The following is a 16,291-nucleotide window of genomic DNA, read 5'->3' as shown; positions in this document are numbered from 1 at the left end:
TAACTTATGCTAGAGTTGCCCTCAGAAATATCAACAACTCAGTTGAATCAATAATTATTATAGATAAAGGGTCTTATCATGATCAAAAAGTGCCTTTTCCCGGCAGCTGGCTACGGTACACGTTTTTTACCTGCAACCAAGTCAATGCCTAAAGAAATGATGCCTGTAGTAAACAAACCTCTGATTGAATACGGTGTAGAGGAAGCTATTGAAGCTGGTATGGATGGAATGTGCATCGTTACTGGACGTGGTAAGCACTCGATCATGGATCACTTTGATAAAAACTACGAGCTTGAACACCAGATTAGCGGTACCAATAAAGAAGATCTATTGGTTAATATCCGTGAAACGATTGAAGCAGCAAACTTCACCTACATTCGTCAACGTGAGATGAAAGGCCTTGGCCACGCTATCTTGACGGGTCGCGAACTTGTAGGTGATGAACCATTCGCCGTTGTACTTGCCGATGACCTTTGTGTTAACGAGCAACAAGGTGTATTGGCTCAAATGGTTGCGCTATACAAACAGTTCCGCTGTTCTATTGTTGCTGTACAAGAAGTTCCTGAAGAAGAAACTCACAAGTACGGTGTTATCTCAGGCGAAATGATTAAAGATGATCTTTTCCGTGTTGATGACATGGTAGAAAAGCCAGAACAAGGTACTGCTCCAAGCAACCTAGCGATCATTGGTCGTTATATTCTGACTCCAGATATCTTTGAACTAATTGAGCAAACAGAACCAGGTAAAGGCGGCGAGATCCAGATTACCGATGCATTGTTAAAACAAGCAAAAGCGGGTTGTGTATTGGCTTACAAATTTAAAGGCCAACGTTTTGACTGTGGTAGTGTTGAAGGTTATATCGAAGCAACAAACTACTGCTTCGAAAACCTATACAAAAAAGACCAAAAGCAAATTGAGCTAGGTAAGCACTCGACAAAGAAAGAAGCATAACGACTGGTTAATAACTAGCGTTTCGAATGGTAAAAGGGTGACTCGATGAGTCACCCTTTTTTTATTTTACTGTTTTTTTATCCAGTAAAACTTTGCACAAATCTCACTCTATGTAATACTTTAGCCACTTAAAATTACATGGTCTATTGAGATGGATAAAATAGAAATTAGAGGCGCTCGTACGCATAACCTCAAAGACGTTAACCTAACGATTCCCCGCGATAAACTCACGGTTATCACTGGACTATCCGGTTCAGGGAAGTCGTCACTTGCGTTTGATACTCTCTACGCAGAGGGACAACGTCGCTATGTTGAGTCTTTGTCTGCCTACGCTCGCCAATTTCTATCTCTTATGGAAAAACCCGATGTAGACCACATCGAAGGTTTATCTCCAGCTATCTCGATAGAGCAAAAATCGACGTCACATAACCCCCGCTCAACCGTCGGTACTATTACTGAAGTCTATGACTACCTTAGGTTACTGTATGCGCGAGTTGGCGAACCTCGCTGTCCAGATCACAACATCCCTCTAGCTGCGCAAACCATCAGCCAAATGGTCGACAAGGTATTAGAACTGCCTGAAGGCTCAAAGATGATGTTAATGGCACCGATCGTCAAAGAGCGTAAAGGTGAGCATGTTAAAACACTGGAAAACTTAGCGGCACAAGGCTTTATCCGTGCGCGCATTGATGGTGAAACCTGTGATCTATCCGATCCACCAGCACTTGAACTTCATAAGAAACACACCATTGAAGTCGTGGTAGACAGATTCAAAGTTCGTCCTGATCTTCAACAGCGTTTAGCTGAGTCATTCGAGACCACATTAGAGCTATCTGGCGGCATCGCTGTCGTCGGTTGGATGGATGAAACAGACCAAGAAGAGATCGTATTCTCTGCTAACTTCGCTTGTCCAAAGTGTGGCTACAGCATGCAGGAACTAGAGCCTCGCCTATTCTCTTTCAATAACCCAGCTGGGGCATGCGGTACTTGTGATGGTCTTGGGGTTCAGCAGTATTTTGACCCAAGCCGAGTGATTTTGGATGAGAACCTAAGTATCGCAGAAGGTGCGATCAAAGGTTGGGATCAAAAGAACTACTACTATTTCCAAATGCTAACATCGCTGTCAGAACATTATGGTTTTGACCTGTATGCACCATTTAATTCTCTACCGAAAAAGACTCAAGAGATCATTCTAAAAGGATCAGGTCGTACTGAAGTGGAATTCAAGTACATCAATGACCGAGGTGATATTCGAGTTAAGCGTCATCCATTCGAGGGAATATTAAATACCTTAGAGCGCCGTTACCGTGATACTGAATCTAGCGCGGTGCGTGAAGATCTTGCCAAATATATATCAACCAAATCATGTTCTAGCTGTGATGGTACTCGCTTAAGATTAGAGGCTCGAAATGTTTTCATTGGTGATACAACACTGCCGGAAATCGTTGAACTGAGCATTGCTGACGCACTACAATTTTTCCAAGAATTGAAATTAGACGGTCAGCGTGGGCAGATCGCAGATAAAGTGATGAAAGAGATCAATGATCGTCTGCATTTCTTAGTCAACGTTGGTTTAAACTACCTTAACCTATCACGCAGTGCCGAGACGCTGTCTGGTGGTGAGGCGCAACGTATTCGTTTGGCGAGCCAAATCGGTGCCGGTTTAGTTGGCGTTATGTATGTACTGGATGAACCATCGATTGGCCTCCACCAGCGCGATAATGAACGTCTGCTGCAAACTTTGGTTCACCTCAGAGATCTAGGTAATACGGTGCTTGTTGTTGAACATGATGAAGACGCAATCCGTTGTGCTGACCATGTTATCGATATCGGCCCAGGTGCAGGTGTGCATGGTGGACACGTGGTAGCAGAAGGCACCATGCAAGACATCATCAAGAACCCGAACTCTTTGACAGGCCAATACCTGAGCGGCGCCAAAGAAATTGCAGTGCCAGAAAAGAGAACACCTATCGACAAGAAAAAGGTCGTAGAGATCGTAGGCGCAACGGGGAACAACCTAAAGAATGTCACCGCGACAATTCCTGTAGGCTTATTCAGTTGTATTACAGGTGTATCAGGTTCAGGTAAATCAACACTAATCAATGACACCTTCTTCAAAGTCGCCCACACTCAATTAAACGGGGCCACGACTGCTGTTCCTGCACAACACAAAAAGATTAATGGATTAGAACATTTTGATAAGGTGATCGACATAGATCAAAGCCCTATCGGTCGTACACCAAGGTCAAACCCTGCAACCTACACAGGGATCTTCACACCTATCCGTGAATTATTCGCAGGCACACAAGAGTCACGATCTCGTGGTTATAAACCAGGTCGATTCAGCTTTAACGTGCGTGGTGGTCGTTGTGAGGCTTGTCAGGGTGATGGCGTAATCAAAGTAGAGATGCACTTCTTGCCAGATGTGTATGTACCGTGTGATGTGTGTAAAGGTAAACGCTACAACCGTGAAACACTAGAAGTTCGTTACAAGGGCAAAACCATTGACGAAGTCCTTGAAATGACCGTAGAAGATGCGCGTGAGTTCTTCAATCCGGTTCCAGTGATTGCTCGTAAACTGCAAACACTCATGGACGTGGGTCTATCTTACATTCGCTTAGGGCAAGCAGCGACAACCTTATCTGGTGGTGAAGCGCAGCGTGTTAAATTGGCGCGTGAGCTATCGAAGCGAGACACAGGTAAAACCTTGTACATTCTAGATGAACCAACAACAGGTCTTCATTTCCACGATATTCAGCAGCTGTTAACAGTACTACATAGGTTGCGTGATCACGGTAATACGGTTGTCGTGATTGAGCACAACCTAGATGTCGTTAAAACAGCAGACTGGATCCTAGATCTTGGCCCAGAAGGTGGTCAAGGTGGTGGCGAGATTGTTGCAGAAGGTACACCTGAAGATGTGGCTTTAGTCGAAGGTTCACACACCGCTCGCTTCCTTAAGCCTATGTTAAATTTGAAGTAGGTGTAAAATAGCGCCCTGCGAGCAGACAGAAAAATGTTAAAGTAACAGAGCTTGTTTCAGAAGGAACAAGCTCTGTTTTTATAAGGTTAGGGATTTATGGCAACAATACACACTAGCGGTACCCAGCTAGAAAATCAGGTCACTCAGCTACCACTCAACAAAGCATTTCTGGCTTCTTTAGCTGTTGTATTCTTGTTAGCCATGCATTTTTTCATGCCTAACCCTGGAGGCTCGGGGCTTGCGTTATCATTTAACCCAACAACTTGGCTGGCGCTAAGCTTCACGCTAGCAATTGGCTTTTACCAACTCGCTACCAACCGAGTACTTAAGTATTCAAAATTAACGATTGGCTTGTTGATAAGCTGCGTCATACTCACACTACCCATTTTATACAGCAATGCAGCTCCTCAAGGAGCTTCAGGACGGTTGCTTGGATTGTGGGCGGGCTTTGCATTATTCGTCGTGCTGCAGCAATTTAAATTCAGCAATAAGCACAAGCAGCGCATGTTGTGGTTCATTGTGCTTGCTGTTGTCATACAAGCACTATTTGGCTATGTGCAATATTTCTTCTTGGAGCCTGGCAACCTATTTGGCTACAACACAGCGGCAAACCGACCATATGGGATATTCCAACAACCGAATGTAATGGCAAGCTTCCTTGCTACGGGCTTTGTGCTTTCAGCTTACCTTTTAGCAAGGCAGCCCGCTAAATATAACCATAAGATCAGTGAGTCTTTCTTACTGTATCTGACCCCAACTTTAACCGTGCCACTGCTGATCATCATCGCATCACGTACAGGATGGTTAGCTGCCGTCATTGGGTTTGTCTGCATTCTGCCTTATCTATACAAATTCTCGACCAAGAAACGCTTCTACGGATGGTGTATATCAGTAGTGGTTGGTATCGCTGTTGCGTTTACGGTTATTAACCTCAGTGCTACAGACAGTATCGCTAGCAAGAAGGTGAATCTAGAAAGCCCACGAGCTTATACCTTCCCACAAGCTCTAGATATGATGATCGAAAAGCCATTTACCGGTTATGGTTACGGGAAATTTGAATCTGAGTACACCTTGTATACGGCTCGCCAACATCAACTCAACTCGAACTATCATCCCGGCCTTCCTTCAATGGATCACCCTCACAATGAGTTCCTGCTTTGGGGAGTTGAAGGGGGCATAGTACCAATCATCGGAATCTTGATTGCTGCAATATTGGTTATGTCACGCATAGCAAGTTCTGCAAAGGGAACGCGTCTAGCCCTGCTCGCATTATTCATTCCAATCCTTTTGCACTCTCAACTTGAGTATCCTTTTTACCACTCGGCGATTCACTGGATAACATTCATTATATTGATTTACTGGGTCGATCAACGCTCTTCCCGACACTATCAACAGCCGTTCAGTATCATCAGTAAAACCTTGTTTCGAGTATCGAGCTTAGTAATACCTATCTTGGTCAGTTTTTATATGTTGAGCGCTCTGCATACCAACTATGTCCTGACTAAGTTTGAGCTGTCTAAGCCTAAAAACCCAGACATTCTTAAGCAAGTAACCAACCCCGTAGTCTGGAAAGATCGCTATGATTGGGACATATACAGCACATACCTTAATATTGGTCTCTATAAAGCAGACCCGAGCCTTATCCAGCCTTACATCGACTGGTCGTTAGAGATCATCAAGAGTAAGCCTAGGCCGGCTTTTTACAGCAACCTTATTCTTGCTTATCAAGGATTGGGGGATCACAGCAAGGCGGAACAAATTCGTAGTGAAGCAAGCTTCTTGTTCCCAGATAGAGACTTTTCAAAGGTTCAGTATAAGAAAGTGTCACAAGCAGAAGATACCGTTTCATCTGCTGAGTGATGTTTAGAATTCGGAACTGAAGCACCATTTTTGACCTTTCGGTTAGACACAAAAAAGCGCCCGATCTCTCGGGCGCTTTTCTCTTTAATTTCAGTTCATTGCCACTACTATTTCAGAACATCTTTTAACGCTTTGAGACACAGCGCAACATTCTCTTTACGAGCACCGTAACCCATTAGGCCGATACGCCATGCCTTACCAGCCAAAGAGCCCAGCCCTGCACCGATTTCAAGATTGTATTCTTCTAAAAGCTGCGTTCTGATCTTAGCTTCATCAATTCCTTCAGGGAAATAAAGTGCGTTCAGCTGCGGCAGGCGACTCTCTTCATCAACCACAAACTTTAACCCTAGAGCTTCTACGCCTTCTTTAAGCTCCTGGTGCATCGCATGATGACGAGACCACGCATTATCTAAGCCTTCATTTTTCAACAAAACCAGCGACTCATGCAGAGCATAGAGGCTATTTACAGGTGCGGTATGGTGGTAGCTGCGCTTACCTTCTCCGCTCCAGTAACCTAATACTAAACTTTGATCTAAGAACCAGCTTTGCACTGGAGCTTGGCGGGCTTTCATTTTATCAACGGCACGCTGAGAGAAAGTCACCGGAGATAGCCCTGGCACACAAGACAGACACTTTTGGCTGCCAGAATAAACCGCATCTAGCTGCCACTCATCAACCAGCAATGGCACACCACCAAGTGATGTCACTGCATCGACAATCGTTAACGCATCAAACTGACGAGCGATAGCTGAGATAGCTTGAGCATCAGATAGCGCTCCAGTTGATGTCTCTGCATGCACAAATGCAACCGCAACAGCATCGGGGTTTTCTGCCAATGCTTGTTCTACCTTTTCAACTGAAACGGGCTTGCCCCACTCGTCATCAACAAGGATGGCTTCGCCACCACAGCGCACCACGTTTTCTCGCATACGCTCACCGAAGACACCGTTACGACAAACAATCACCTTTTCACCAGGCTCAATCAAGTTAACAAAACAGGTCTCCATACCCGCACTGCCCGGTGCAGAAACGGCAATCGTAAATTCGTTTTCAGTCTGAAAAGCGTATTTAAGAAGCTGTTTAAGCTCATCCATCATCGCAATAAAAAGCGGATCTAAGTGACCAATCGTCGGACGGCTTAGAGCCTGCAGTACCTGAGGTGAGATATCAGAAGGACCTGGTCCCATTAACGTTCGGTGTGGTGGATAAAAGCTATCGATAGCAGTAGTGAGTGTTAAATTAGACATGTACATCCCTTACGTTAATGTTGTGAACAATCCACCCTAAAGCAAATTGATTACCTCAGCAATTAGCCATAAGTATTGAGGTCAAACCACTGTCACATAATTGTTAAAATTATTTTTCAATTATCTCAAGTTACGGATTGACATTGTTACCGCAAACACGTTCAATGAAATGGCTATCTAGCAGAAGAGGAGCACTGCCCAGGCAGGTGTTTTGTGGAACCGCATTTCCAATACAAAACATTTATGGGGAGCAGTGCCGAGATAATAAAAGAATGCAGGACCTTTATTATCGGTTGAGCGGGCTGAATCCCGTCAACTGTCGCCATTTCTATATGGTGAAGAGCTTCTGAGGTTACTATTCTAATAATTCCTCTCTTTTTGCTCTAAAACTCTCTTCGAAAAACATCGGACGTTGGATTACCCAACCGTAATTTTATTTTAGGAAGTCGTGGGAGATATATCGTGAGTGCATCTAATGTAGCTGGTTCTTTTAATGTCGCTAAGTTTGGTGGTACAAGTGTTGCCAACTTTGAAGCAATGAGCCGTTGTGCTGCCATTATTGAAAACAACTCAAATACCAAGTTAGTCGTAAGTTCTGCGTGTTCTGGTGTGACTAACTTGCTGGTTGAACTGGCGAATGGCGTTCAAGATAAAGCTCGTCGTCAGGAATTGATGGCTCAATTAGCGGACATTCATAACGCAATTCTTGGCCAACTGGCAGACTCAGTCAGCATCGAAAAAGAAGTTCACAGCATTCTTGATGACATTGCGAGCGCAGCAGAAGCGGCATCATTTCAAACCAGTACCAAACTGACTGATCACCTTGTCGCATGTGGCGAGTTGATGTCGACACACATCTTGGCTCAGATCATCCGTGAACGAGGGACTCCTGCAGTTCGCTTTGATATCAGAGATGTGATGCGCACTAATGATGATTTTGGTAAAGCCGAACCTCAACTCGAAGATATTGCCGCTCTAGCGCAACAGAAACTTATGCCACTTTGCCAACAACAAGTTGTCGTGACCCAAGGTTTTATCGGTGCTGATAGCGAAGGTAACACCACGACTTTAGGCCGCGGTGGCAGTGATTACTCAGCAGCATTGATTGCCGAATCTGTACAGGCGATTGGTTTAGAAATCTGGACGGATGTTCCGGGTATCTACACCACTGATCCTCGTATTGCACCTAAAGCTTCTCCTATCCCAGAGATCAGCTTTAGTGAAGCATCGGAAATGGCAAACTTTGGTGCGAAGATCTTACACCCATCAACTCTAGTACCTGCACTGCGCCACCAAATCCCAGTATTTGTCGGCTCTTCTAAAGCACCAGAGCTCGGTGGAACTTGGATTCGTCAAGAAGTTGAAAGCTCCCCTCTATTTAGAGCGCTTGCCCTACGCTGCAACCAAACTATGGTTACACTCCGCAGCGCTAACATGTTCCATGCCTATGGCTTCTTGGCAAAGGTATTCGAGATCCTTGCTAAACATAAGATCTCGGTCGATCTTATCACCACCTCAGAGATCAGTGTGTCACTCACTCTGGATCAAACAGACACTTCAGGTGGTGCTCCTGAGTTACCTGAAGCCGCTCGTCTTGAGCTTGAAGAGCTGTGTTCTGTCGATATTGAGCACGACCTATGCCTTGTTGCGCTTATTGGTAACAACATGAGCGAAAGCAAAGGCTATGCGAAGCAGGTATTCGGCACTCTTGAAGATTTCAACCTACGCATGATTTGTTACGGAGCAAGCCCACACAACCTGTGTTTCTTGCTAGATGAATCTGTTTCTAAGTTGGCGATTCAAAAACTGCACCAAGAGTTATTTGAATAGAAAGTCCGTTTATCATCGACAGATAAATAACTAAATCACAAATACAAAAAGGGTTGCCATTCAGCAACCCTTTCTCTTTTTAACTTTACGAATCAAAGCTCGTTATAGATTCAAACTAGTTAATGTTTGGACCTAACCACTTCTCGGCTTCTAACATGTCCCAACCTTTGCGGTCAGCATAGCTATCCACTTGATCCTGTTGAATCTGAGCAATAGCAAAGTATCTAGCATCAGGGTGTGAGAAGTACATACCAGACACTGAGGCACCAGGCCACATCGCGTAGCTTGTCGTTAATGACATATCGATTGCCTTTTCAACGTCCATCAGCTCCCACAACGTGCCTTTCTCTGTATGCTCTGGGCAAGCAGGGTAACCTGGAGCTGGACGAATACCTTGGTATTTCTCTCGAATCAAATCGTCGTTAGACAAATCCTCATCTGGCGAGTAGCCCCAAATATCCTTTCTCACTTCTTTATGCAGATACTCTGCGAACGCTTCAGCCAATCGGTCAGCAACCGCCTGAATCATGATTGCGTTGTAGTCATCGCCTTTCGCTTTGTATTCATCAGCCAGCTCTCGCTCACCAATACCACCGGTTACCGCAAAGCCACCAATCCAATCCGCTTTACCGCTTTCTTTTGGCGCAATGTAATCTGACAGGCAATAGTTAAAGCCTTTTGGTTTCTCTGTTTGTTGACGAAGGTTGTGTAGAACTTTTAGAACTTCGGTACGAGATTCATCGGTATACACTTCAATATCATCACCAACACTGTTCGCTGGGAACATGGCACACATACCACGCGCTTCAAGCAGCTTCTCTTTCTCTACGCGATCCAGTAAATCATTGGCATCTTTGAATAAACGTTTTGCTTCTTCACCCACTTCTTCATGATCAATGATCGCAGGGTACTTACCAACCAATGACCATGTCATAAAGAATGGAGTCCAATCGATGTACTGACGCAGAGTAGCTACATCAAAATCATTGAAGATGTGAACTCCCGGCTTAGCGGGTGCCGGTGGCGTATACGCATCCCAATCGATAGCGACTTTATTGGCACGAGCTCTTTCAAGTGTGACAGGCTTAGTGCGCGGCTTCTTACGATTGTGCTGGTCTCGAACGCGATCATAGTCGATATCTAGCTTCTCAACGAAAGCGGGCTTCAATTCATCAGAAAGTAGTGAAGTACACACACCTACAGCGCGCGAGGCATTATTTACGTATACAACAGGTTCTGAATAATTTTGTTCAATCTTGACCGCAGTGTGCGCTTTAGATGTAGTTGCGCCGCCGATCAATAGAGGAAGCTTAAAACCTTGTCTTTCCATCTCTTTGGCAACGTGTACCATTTCATCAAGAGACGGTGTAATCAGTCCAGACAGGCCAATAATGTCGACATTCTCTTCTTTTGCGACCTTGAGAATCTTCTCACAAGAAACCATTACGCCTAAATCGATGATCTCGTAGTTATTACACTGTAAAACCACGCCAACGATATTCTTACCAATATCGTGTACGTCACCTTTAACGGTCGCTAATAGAATCTTACCGTTAGTTGCGCCCACTTCTTTCGATGCATTGATGAATGGTTCTAGGTGGGCAACCGCTTGTTTCATAACACGCGCAGACTTTACAACCTGTGGTAAGAACATCTTACCTTCACCAAATAGGTCACCGACAACGTTCATGCCGTCCATTAGAGGGCCTTCAATCACCTCGATAGGGCGAGAGGCATTAACGCGAGCTTCTTCGGTATCTTCAACGATAAAATCGGTGATACCTTTAACCAAAGAGTGCTCTAAGCGCTTCTCTACAGGCCAAGTTCTCCATTCTAGAGCAGATTTATCTTCAACCTTACCGACAGCACGCTCTAGGTATTCGGTCGCCATTTCAAGCAATCGTTCAGTCGAATCATCACGACGGTTCAATACAACATCTTCAACAGCATCACGCAGATCTTCTGGAACATTATCGTAAATTTCCAGTTGACCAGCGTTTACGATGCCCATATCCATACCATTTTTAAAACAGTGATATAGGAATACTGCGTGGATTGCCTCACGAACGTAATTGTTACCGCGGAATGAGAACGACACGTTCGATACACCACCAGAGATCATCGCATGAGGGAGATCACGCTTGATATCCCCTACAGCTTCGATGAAATCGACCGCATAGTTGTTATGTTCATCAATACCAGTAGCAACCGCGAAGATGTTCGGGTCAAAAATAATGTCTTCAGGTGGGAAGCCAACCTCATCAACAAGAATGTTGTAGGCATTGGTACAGATCTCGACTTTACGCTCTCGAGTATCAGCCTGCCCGACTTCATCGAACGCCATCACAATGACAGCTGCACCATAACGACGAACTAATTTGGCTTGCTCAACAAACTTCTCTTTGCCTTCTTTTAGAGAGATTGAGTTAACGATACCTTTGCCTTGAATACATTTCAGACCAGCTTCGATAACTTCCCACTTAGAAGAGTCGACCATGACTGGCACTTTCGAGATTTCTGGTTCTGACGCACATAGATTAAGGAATTTAACCATACACGCCTCAGCGTCTAGCATCCCTTCATCCATGTTGATATCGATAATTTGAGCACCGTTCTCAACTTGCTCTCGAGCAACACTCAAGGCTTCGTCGTAAAGCTCTTCCTTAATAAGGCGCTTAAAGCGGGCAGAACCGGTAACGTTAGTACGCTCACCCACGTTCACGAACAAAGATTCTTTAGCTATCGTCAGTGGCTCTAGTCCCGAAAGACGGCAAGAAACAGGTAAATCCGGCAATTGACGCGGCGTTACACCTTCAACTGCCTCAGCCATTTGGCGGATATGCTCTGGAGTAGTACCACAACAGCCACCAATTAGGTTCAAGAAGCCACTTTCAGCCCATTCCTTAACGTGCTCAGCCATATCTTCAGGCGAAAGGTCATACTCACCAAATGCGTTAGGCAAACCTGCATTAGGGTGAGCGGAAACGTTACATTCTGAGATGCGAGACATCTCACCAACGTACTCTCGCAGTTCATCAGGACCTAATGCACAGTTCAATCCAAATGAGATAGGTTTTACATGACGAAGTGCGTTGTAGAATGCTTCTGTCGTCTGACCTGAAAGCGTACGACCTGAAGCATCAGTAATGGTACCGGAGATCATAACAGGTAGAGTAATGCCCACTTCTTCGAAAACGGATTCAACCGCAAAAGCACACGCTTTCGCGTTCAACGTATCGAAGATAGTTTCGATAAGAATTAAGTCTGAACCGCCCTTAATAAGCGCGCGAGTCGACTCAGAATAAGCTTCAACTAACTCGTCAAAGCTAACATTTCGATAACCTGGATCGTTTACATCAGGCGAGATAGAACAAGTTCGGTTAGTTGGACCTAATACACCCGCGACGAAGCGAGGCTTTTCTGGGGTCTTTGCGGTCCATTCATCAGCCGCTTCACGAGCAAGCTTGGCAGCAGAAAAGTTAATTTCTTCACTAAGGCTTTCCATATCATAGTCGGCCATAGCGATGGTTGTAGCGTTAAAGGTATTGGTTTCGAGGATGTCAGCCCCAGCTTCCAAGTATTCTGAATGGATATCTTTGATAAGCTTAGGCTGTGTAAGAACTAAAAGGTCATTGTTGCCCTTTAAGTCACTGTGCCAATCAGCAAAGCGTTCACCACGATAGTCTTGCTCTTCCAATTTATAATCCTGAATCATGGTGCCCATGCCACCATCAATCAGTAAAATTCGTTGCTTCAACAGAGCGTCAATCTTTTGCCTTACATTACTTCCCACGGTACAACCTCATTCCTTTAATTATCCCTCCATCCTATCACACATTAAAAAGGAGTCTAGACGTCTAAAAAAGGAAATTGATTACCGACTCATGACAAAAAAATGTTTGCTATTTGAGCATGAGACAACGAAAATTCATATTCATATTCATACTTTGTTACATGTTGGAATCCCAATGTCGGTCTATTACACCTTATGCTTCTTGTCCGCTGCAGCCATGCTTATTGCTTTCGTGAATACCAAAATTGGTAAAATGCAGACAACCATCGCCATCACAGCTGGCTCAATGATGTTATCTCTATTGATTATCATTGCGGGACAAAACAATTGGTTCCAATTGGCTGACATCGCCTCAGAAACCGTTGCCAGTATCAACTTTGAAGATTTCTTACTTAAGGGAATCTTGGGGTTCTTGCTCTTTGCCGGTGGTTTGGGGATTAAATTACCAAACCTAAAAGACCAGAAGTGGGAAATAACAGTACTCGCATTAGGTGCAACGCTGTTTTCAACATTCTTTATCGGTTTTGTGCTGTACGGGTTCTGTCAGTTTATTGGTATTCAATTTGATCTAATTTACTGCCTACTGTTTGGCTCTCTAATCTCCCCTACCGATCCCATTGCCGTGCTAGCCATCGTAAAGAAACTCGATGCGCCAAGACGAATCTCTACTCAAATCGAGGGAGAGTCTCTATTTAACGATGGTTTTGGTTTGGTTATCTTCGTAACCTTATTTACTATCGCATTCGGTACAGAAGCACCGACTGTCGGTAGTGTCACCATGTTATTCGTTCAAGAGGCGATTGGCGGCATTGTCTACGGTTTTGTTTTAGGTCTCGTATTCCACTACCTAATCAGTAACACCGATGACCACTCGATGGAGTTACTATTGACGATCGGCATCCCAACTGCTGGTTATGCGTTTGCTGAAGTTCTACATGTATCAGGACCATTAGCAATGGTGGTATCAGGTATCATGATTGGTAACTGGACTCGCTTTATCGGATTCTCAAAAGAGAGTGAAGATCACCTAGATCATTTCTGGGAATTAATAGATGAATTCTTAAACGGCGTATTATTCCTATTAATTGGTATGTCGATGCTGCTATTCAAATTCCACCAAGAAGACTGGATCTTAATGGCATTCGCAGTCCCTCTAGTATTGAGTGCACGCTACTTGAGTGTTTTCTTGTCTTACATCGGATTTAAACGCTTTAGAACTTACAACCCATGGTCGATTAAGATTCTAACTTGGGGTGGCTTGCGTGGTGGTCTAGCTCTAGCGATGGCACTTTCAATCCCTTCAGGTATCTGGGTAATAGAAGATAAGGCAATAGATGTTAAAGAGATAATCCTTGTTATGACCTATGCCGTAGTAGTGTTCTCGATTCTCGTTCAGGGCTCGACGATCACTCCTATGATAGAAAAAGCGAAGCAAGCTGAGAAAGAGCTAGATTAACATCTAAAAAATTAAACTAGGCTGCCTAATTTAGGTAGCCTTTTTTATACCTGATGAAAATCAGACTTACCAATTTTCTCACTGAAGCTCTAGCTAAAGGTATATGTAGCACATCGATCGTATCTAGGACATTTGATGTACTGATATTGGAGTAATCAAAAATCTCAATGTAGGGTAAACACTAGATTTGGCCAGAACTCTTTCAGGAAGTTCAACCATACAGAGAACTAGTTCCTATTCGCAGTCGCGAGTCTACCCAATAAACCACTCTCAAGATTGTATAAGTGCCAGATGAAAGGCTTAACCTTTCATGTGGAAACAAAAACAACAGGACTCAACGTCTCGCTTAAATAGCGTTAATATCGCTAGTTATTAATTAGCAAAACTGCAGAGCAAAATGAGTGTTGATCAGAAAGCTCTGGTTTTGAACTAAGTCTTCATATTCGACAAGGCTATACAAAGCAGGAGTTCAAGAGGTTGAGTAGATAGAGATAGCTAAAGGAGCACTTGGTATTTCCAGTGTAACTTCTAAAGATGACAGGAATAATAAAGGCTCTAGCATTTCTACGGGACGCGCAGTCTAGCCTGGGGTGGACTTAGGTCCCTCCGGAGATTCGAGCTGGCTGGCAAAGCAACAGACGTAAACAAGCCCCAGAAGTTCTGCTGAGGCTTTGATATGGCGGGGTGGAGAGATTCGAAATCCCTGCACCCTCTATTTTAGTAAGTCGGGGAATCCGCGGCTTACTAATGGCGTATATTAGATTCAGAAAGCAAAAAGGCTTTAGCATTTCTGCTAGAGCCTTAAATATGACAGGGGTGGACTGGGCCGGCACTCCGGAGATTAGACCGGGCTGGCGATCCAGCTCCCAACATTGCTTCGTAGAAGCAACAGATGTAAAAAAGCCTCAGCATTTCTGCTGAGGCTTCGTATATGGCAGGGGTGGAGAGATTCGAACTCCCAACACGCGGATTTGGAATCCGCTGCTCTGCCAATTGGAGCTACACCCCTAAAACTTTTTACTACTTCAGATTCGAAAAAACCTCGCACTAGGCGAGGTTATCGAATAAGTGGCGGAGTGGACGGGACTCGAACCCGCGACCCCCGGCGTGACAGGCCGGTATTCTAACCAACTGAACTACCACTCCGCAGTGGTCAACTCACTAAGTGAGCGTCCATATCTCCAGGTTGGTCAACCTAAAGATTTAATTTAAAGCCTGGCGATGTCCTACTCTCACATGGGGAAGCCCCACACTACCATCGGCGCTATTGTGTTTCACTTCTGAGTTCGGCATGGAATCAGGTGGGTCCACAATGCTATGGTCGCCAAGCAAATTTTAAAATTCGGAAAGCTGCTTCTCTATTTAATAGAGCTTTAAAAGTTTCTCTTCAAACTCATTCAAGCGTTTGGTATTTCTATTGAGTCCACAAAACCCCTTGGGTGTTGTATGGTTAAGCCTCACGGGCAATTAGTACAGGTTAGCTCAATGCCTCGCAGCACTTACACACCCTGCCTATCAACGTCGTAGTCTACGACAACCCTTTAGGACGCTTAAAGCGTCAGGGAAAACTCATCTCAAGGCTCGCTTCCCGCTTAGATGCTTTCAGCGGTTATCGATTCCGAACTTAGCTACCGGGCAATGCCATTGGCATGACAACCCGAACACCAGAGGTTCGTCCACTCCGGTCCTCTCGTACTAGGAGCAGCCCCTTTCAATTTTCCAACGCCCACGGCAGATAGGGACCGAACTGTCTCACGACGTTCTAAACCCAGCTCGCGTACCACTTTAAATGGCGAACAGCCATACCCTTGGGACCGACTTCAGCCCCAGGATGTGATGAGCCGACATCGAGGTGCCAAACACCGCCGTCGATATGAACTCTTGGGCGGTATCAGCCTGTTATCCCCGGAGTACCTTTTATCCGTTGAGCGATGGCCCTTCCATTCAGAACCACCGGATCACTATGACCTGCTTTCGCACCTGCTCGAATTGTCATTCTCGCAGTCAAGCGGGCTTATGCCATTGCACTAACCACACGATGTCCAACCGTGTTTAGCCCACCTTCGTGCTCCTCCGTTACTCTTTGGGAGGAGACCGCCCCAGTCAAACTACCCACCAGGCACTGTCCGTAATCCCGATTCAGGGACCAACGTTAGAACATCAAAACTACA

The 16,291-nt window shown here is 44.9% G+C and carries 7 protein-coding genes, 2 tRNA genes, 2 rRNA genes and 1 riboswitch; of the genes, 5 read left to right on the top strand and 6 right to left on the bottom strand.

Annotated elements, in window-relative coordinates; genetic code table 11:
- The first annotated feature begins 78 nt into the window (after positions 1-78).
- From galU to CWO27_RS09145, 3 genes are all read left to right on the top strand, one after another.
- The gene (gene galU, locus CWO27_RS09155; RefSeq protein ID WP_048657943.1) at positions 79-951 is read left to right on the top strand and encodes a UTP--glucose-1-phosphate uridylyltransferase GalU; all 873 of its coding nucleotides are present in this window, start codon (positions 79-81) and stop codon (positions 949-951) included.
- Between the two features lie 151 nt (positions 952-1,102).
- Positions 1,103-3,934, top strand: a complete 2,832-nt coding sequence (gene uvrA, locus CWO27_RS09150) for an excinuclease ABC subunit UvrA (protein ID WP_107898886.1) — start codon at positions 1,103-1,105, stop codon at positions 3,932-3,934.
- A 96-nt stretch (positions 3,935-4,030) separates the two neighbouring features.
- Positions 4,031-5,794: a PglL family O-oligosaccharyltransferase gene (locus CWO27_RS09145; protein WP_102433142.1), complete on the top strand. Its 1,764-nt coding sequence runs from the start codon at positions 4,031-4,033 to the stop codon at positions 5,792-5,794.
- Positions 5,795-5,901: 107 nt separating this feature from the next.
- Here CWO27_RS09145 and CWO27_RS09140 read toward each other — a convergent pair whose 3' ends face one another.
- Complete coding sequence (locus CWO27_RS09140; protein ID WP_048618113.1) at positions 5,902-7,041, bottom strand: pyridoxal-phosphate-dependent aminotransferase family protein; 1,140 nt, start codon at positions 7,039-7,041, stop codon at positions 5,902-5,904.
- Between the two features lie 176 nt (positions 7,042-7,217).
- Positions 7,218-7,395, top strand: a riboswitch (Lysine riboswitch).
- Positions 7,396-7,503: 108 nt separating this feature from the next.
- Here CWO27_RS09140 and lysC point away from each other — a divergent pair.
- Positions 7,504-8,871, top strand: coding sequence for a lysine-sensitive aspartokinase 3 (gene lysC / locus CWO27_RS09135; RefSeq protein ID WP_081230413.1), 1,368 nt, complete (start codon positions 7,504-7,506; stop codon positions 8,869-8,871).
- Positions 8,872-8,986: 115 nt separating this feature from the next.
- Here the strand turns inward: lysC and metH are convergent, their stop codons facing one another.
- Positions 8,987-12,664 (bottom strand): methionine synthase, encoded by a 3,678-nt coding sequence (gene metH / locus CWO27_RS09130; RefSeq protein ID WP_107898885.1) that lies wholly within the window; start codon positions 12,662-12,664, stop codon positions 8,987-8,989.
- A gap of 175 nt (positions 12,665-12,839) precedes the next feature.
- Between metH and CWO27_RS09125 the strand changes: the two genes are divergently transcribed.
- Positions 12,840-14,120 carry a cation:proton antiporter gene (locus CWO27_RS09125; RefSeq protein WP_017061334.1) on the top strand — a complete coding sequence of 427 codons (1,281 nt, stop codon included), beginning with the start codon at positions 12,840-12,842 and terminating at the stop codon, positions 14,118-14,120.
- Positions 14,121-15,052: 932 nt separating this feature from the next.
- Here CWO27_RS09125 and CWO27_RS09120 read toward each other — a convergent pair.
- The 4 genes from CWO27_RS09120 to CWO27_RS09105 all read right to left on the bottom strand — a co-directional run.
- A tRNA-Trp gene (locus tag CWO27_RS09120) sits at positions 15,053-15,129 on the bottom strand.
- Positions 15,130-15,189: 60 nt separating this feature from the next.
- Positions 15,190-15,266: transfer RNA gene (locus CWO27_RS09115), tRNA-Asp, on the bottom strand.
- 67 nt (positions 15,267-15,333) lie between these two features.
- A 5S ribosomal RNA gene (gene rrf, locus CWO27_RS09110) occupies positions 15,334-15,449 on the bottom strand.
- A gap of 117 nt (positions 15,450-15,566) precedes the next feature.
- Positions 15,567-16,291, bottom strand: a 23S ribosomal RNA gene (locus tag CWO27_RS09105); the annotation flags it as partial.

The organism is Vibrio sp. 10N.286.51.C3 (assembly GCF_003050065.1).
GTDB classification, from domain to species: Bacteria; Pseudomonadota; Gammaproteobacteria; order Enterobacterales; family Vibrionaceae; genus Vibrio; species Vibrio crassostreae.
This window is presented reverse-complemented; position numbering and strand designations above follow the sequence as displayed.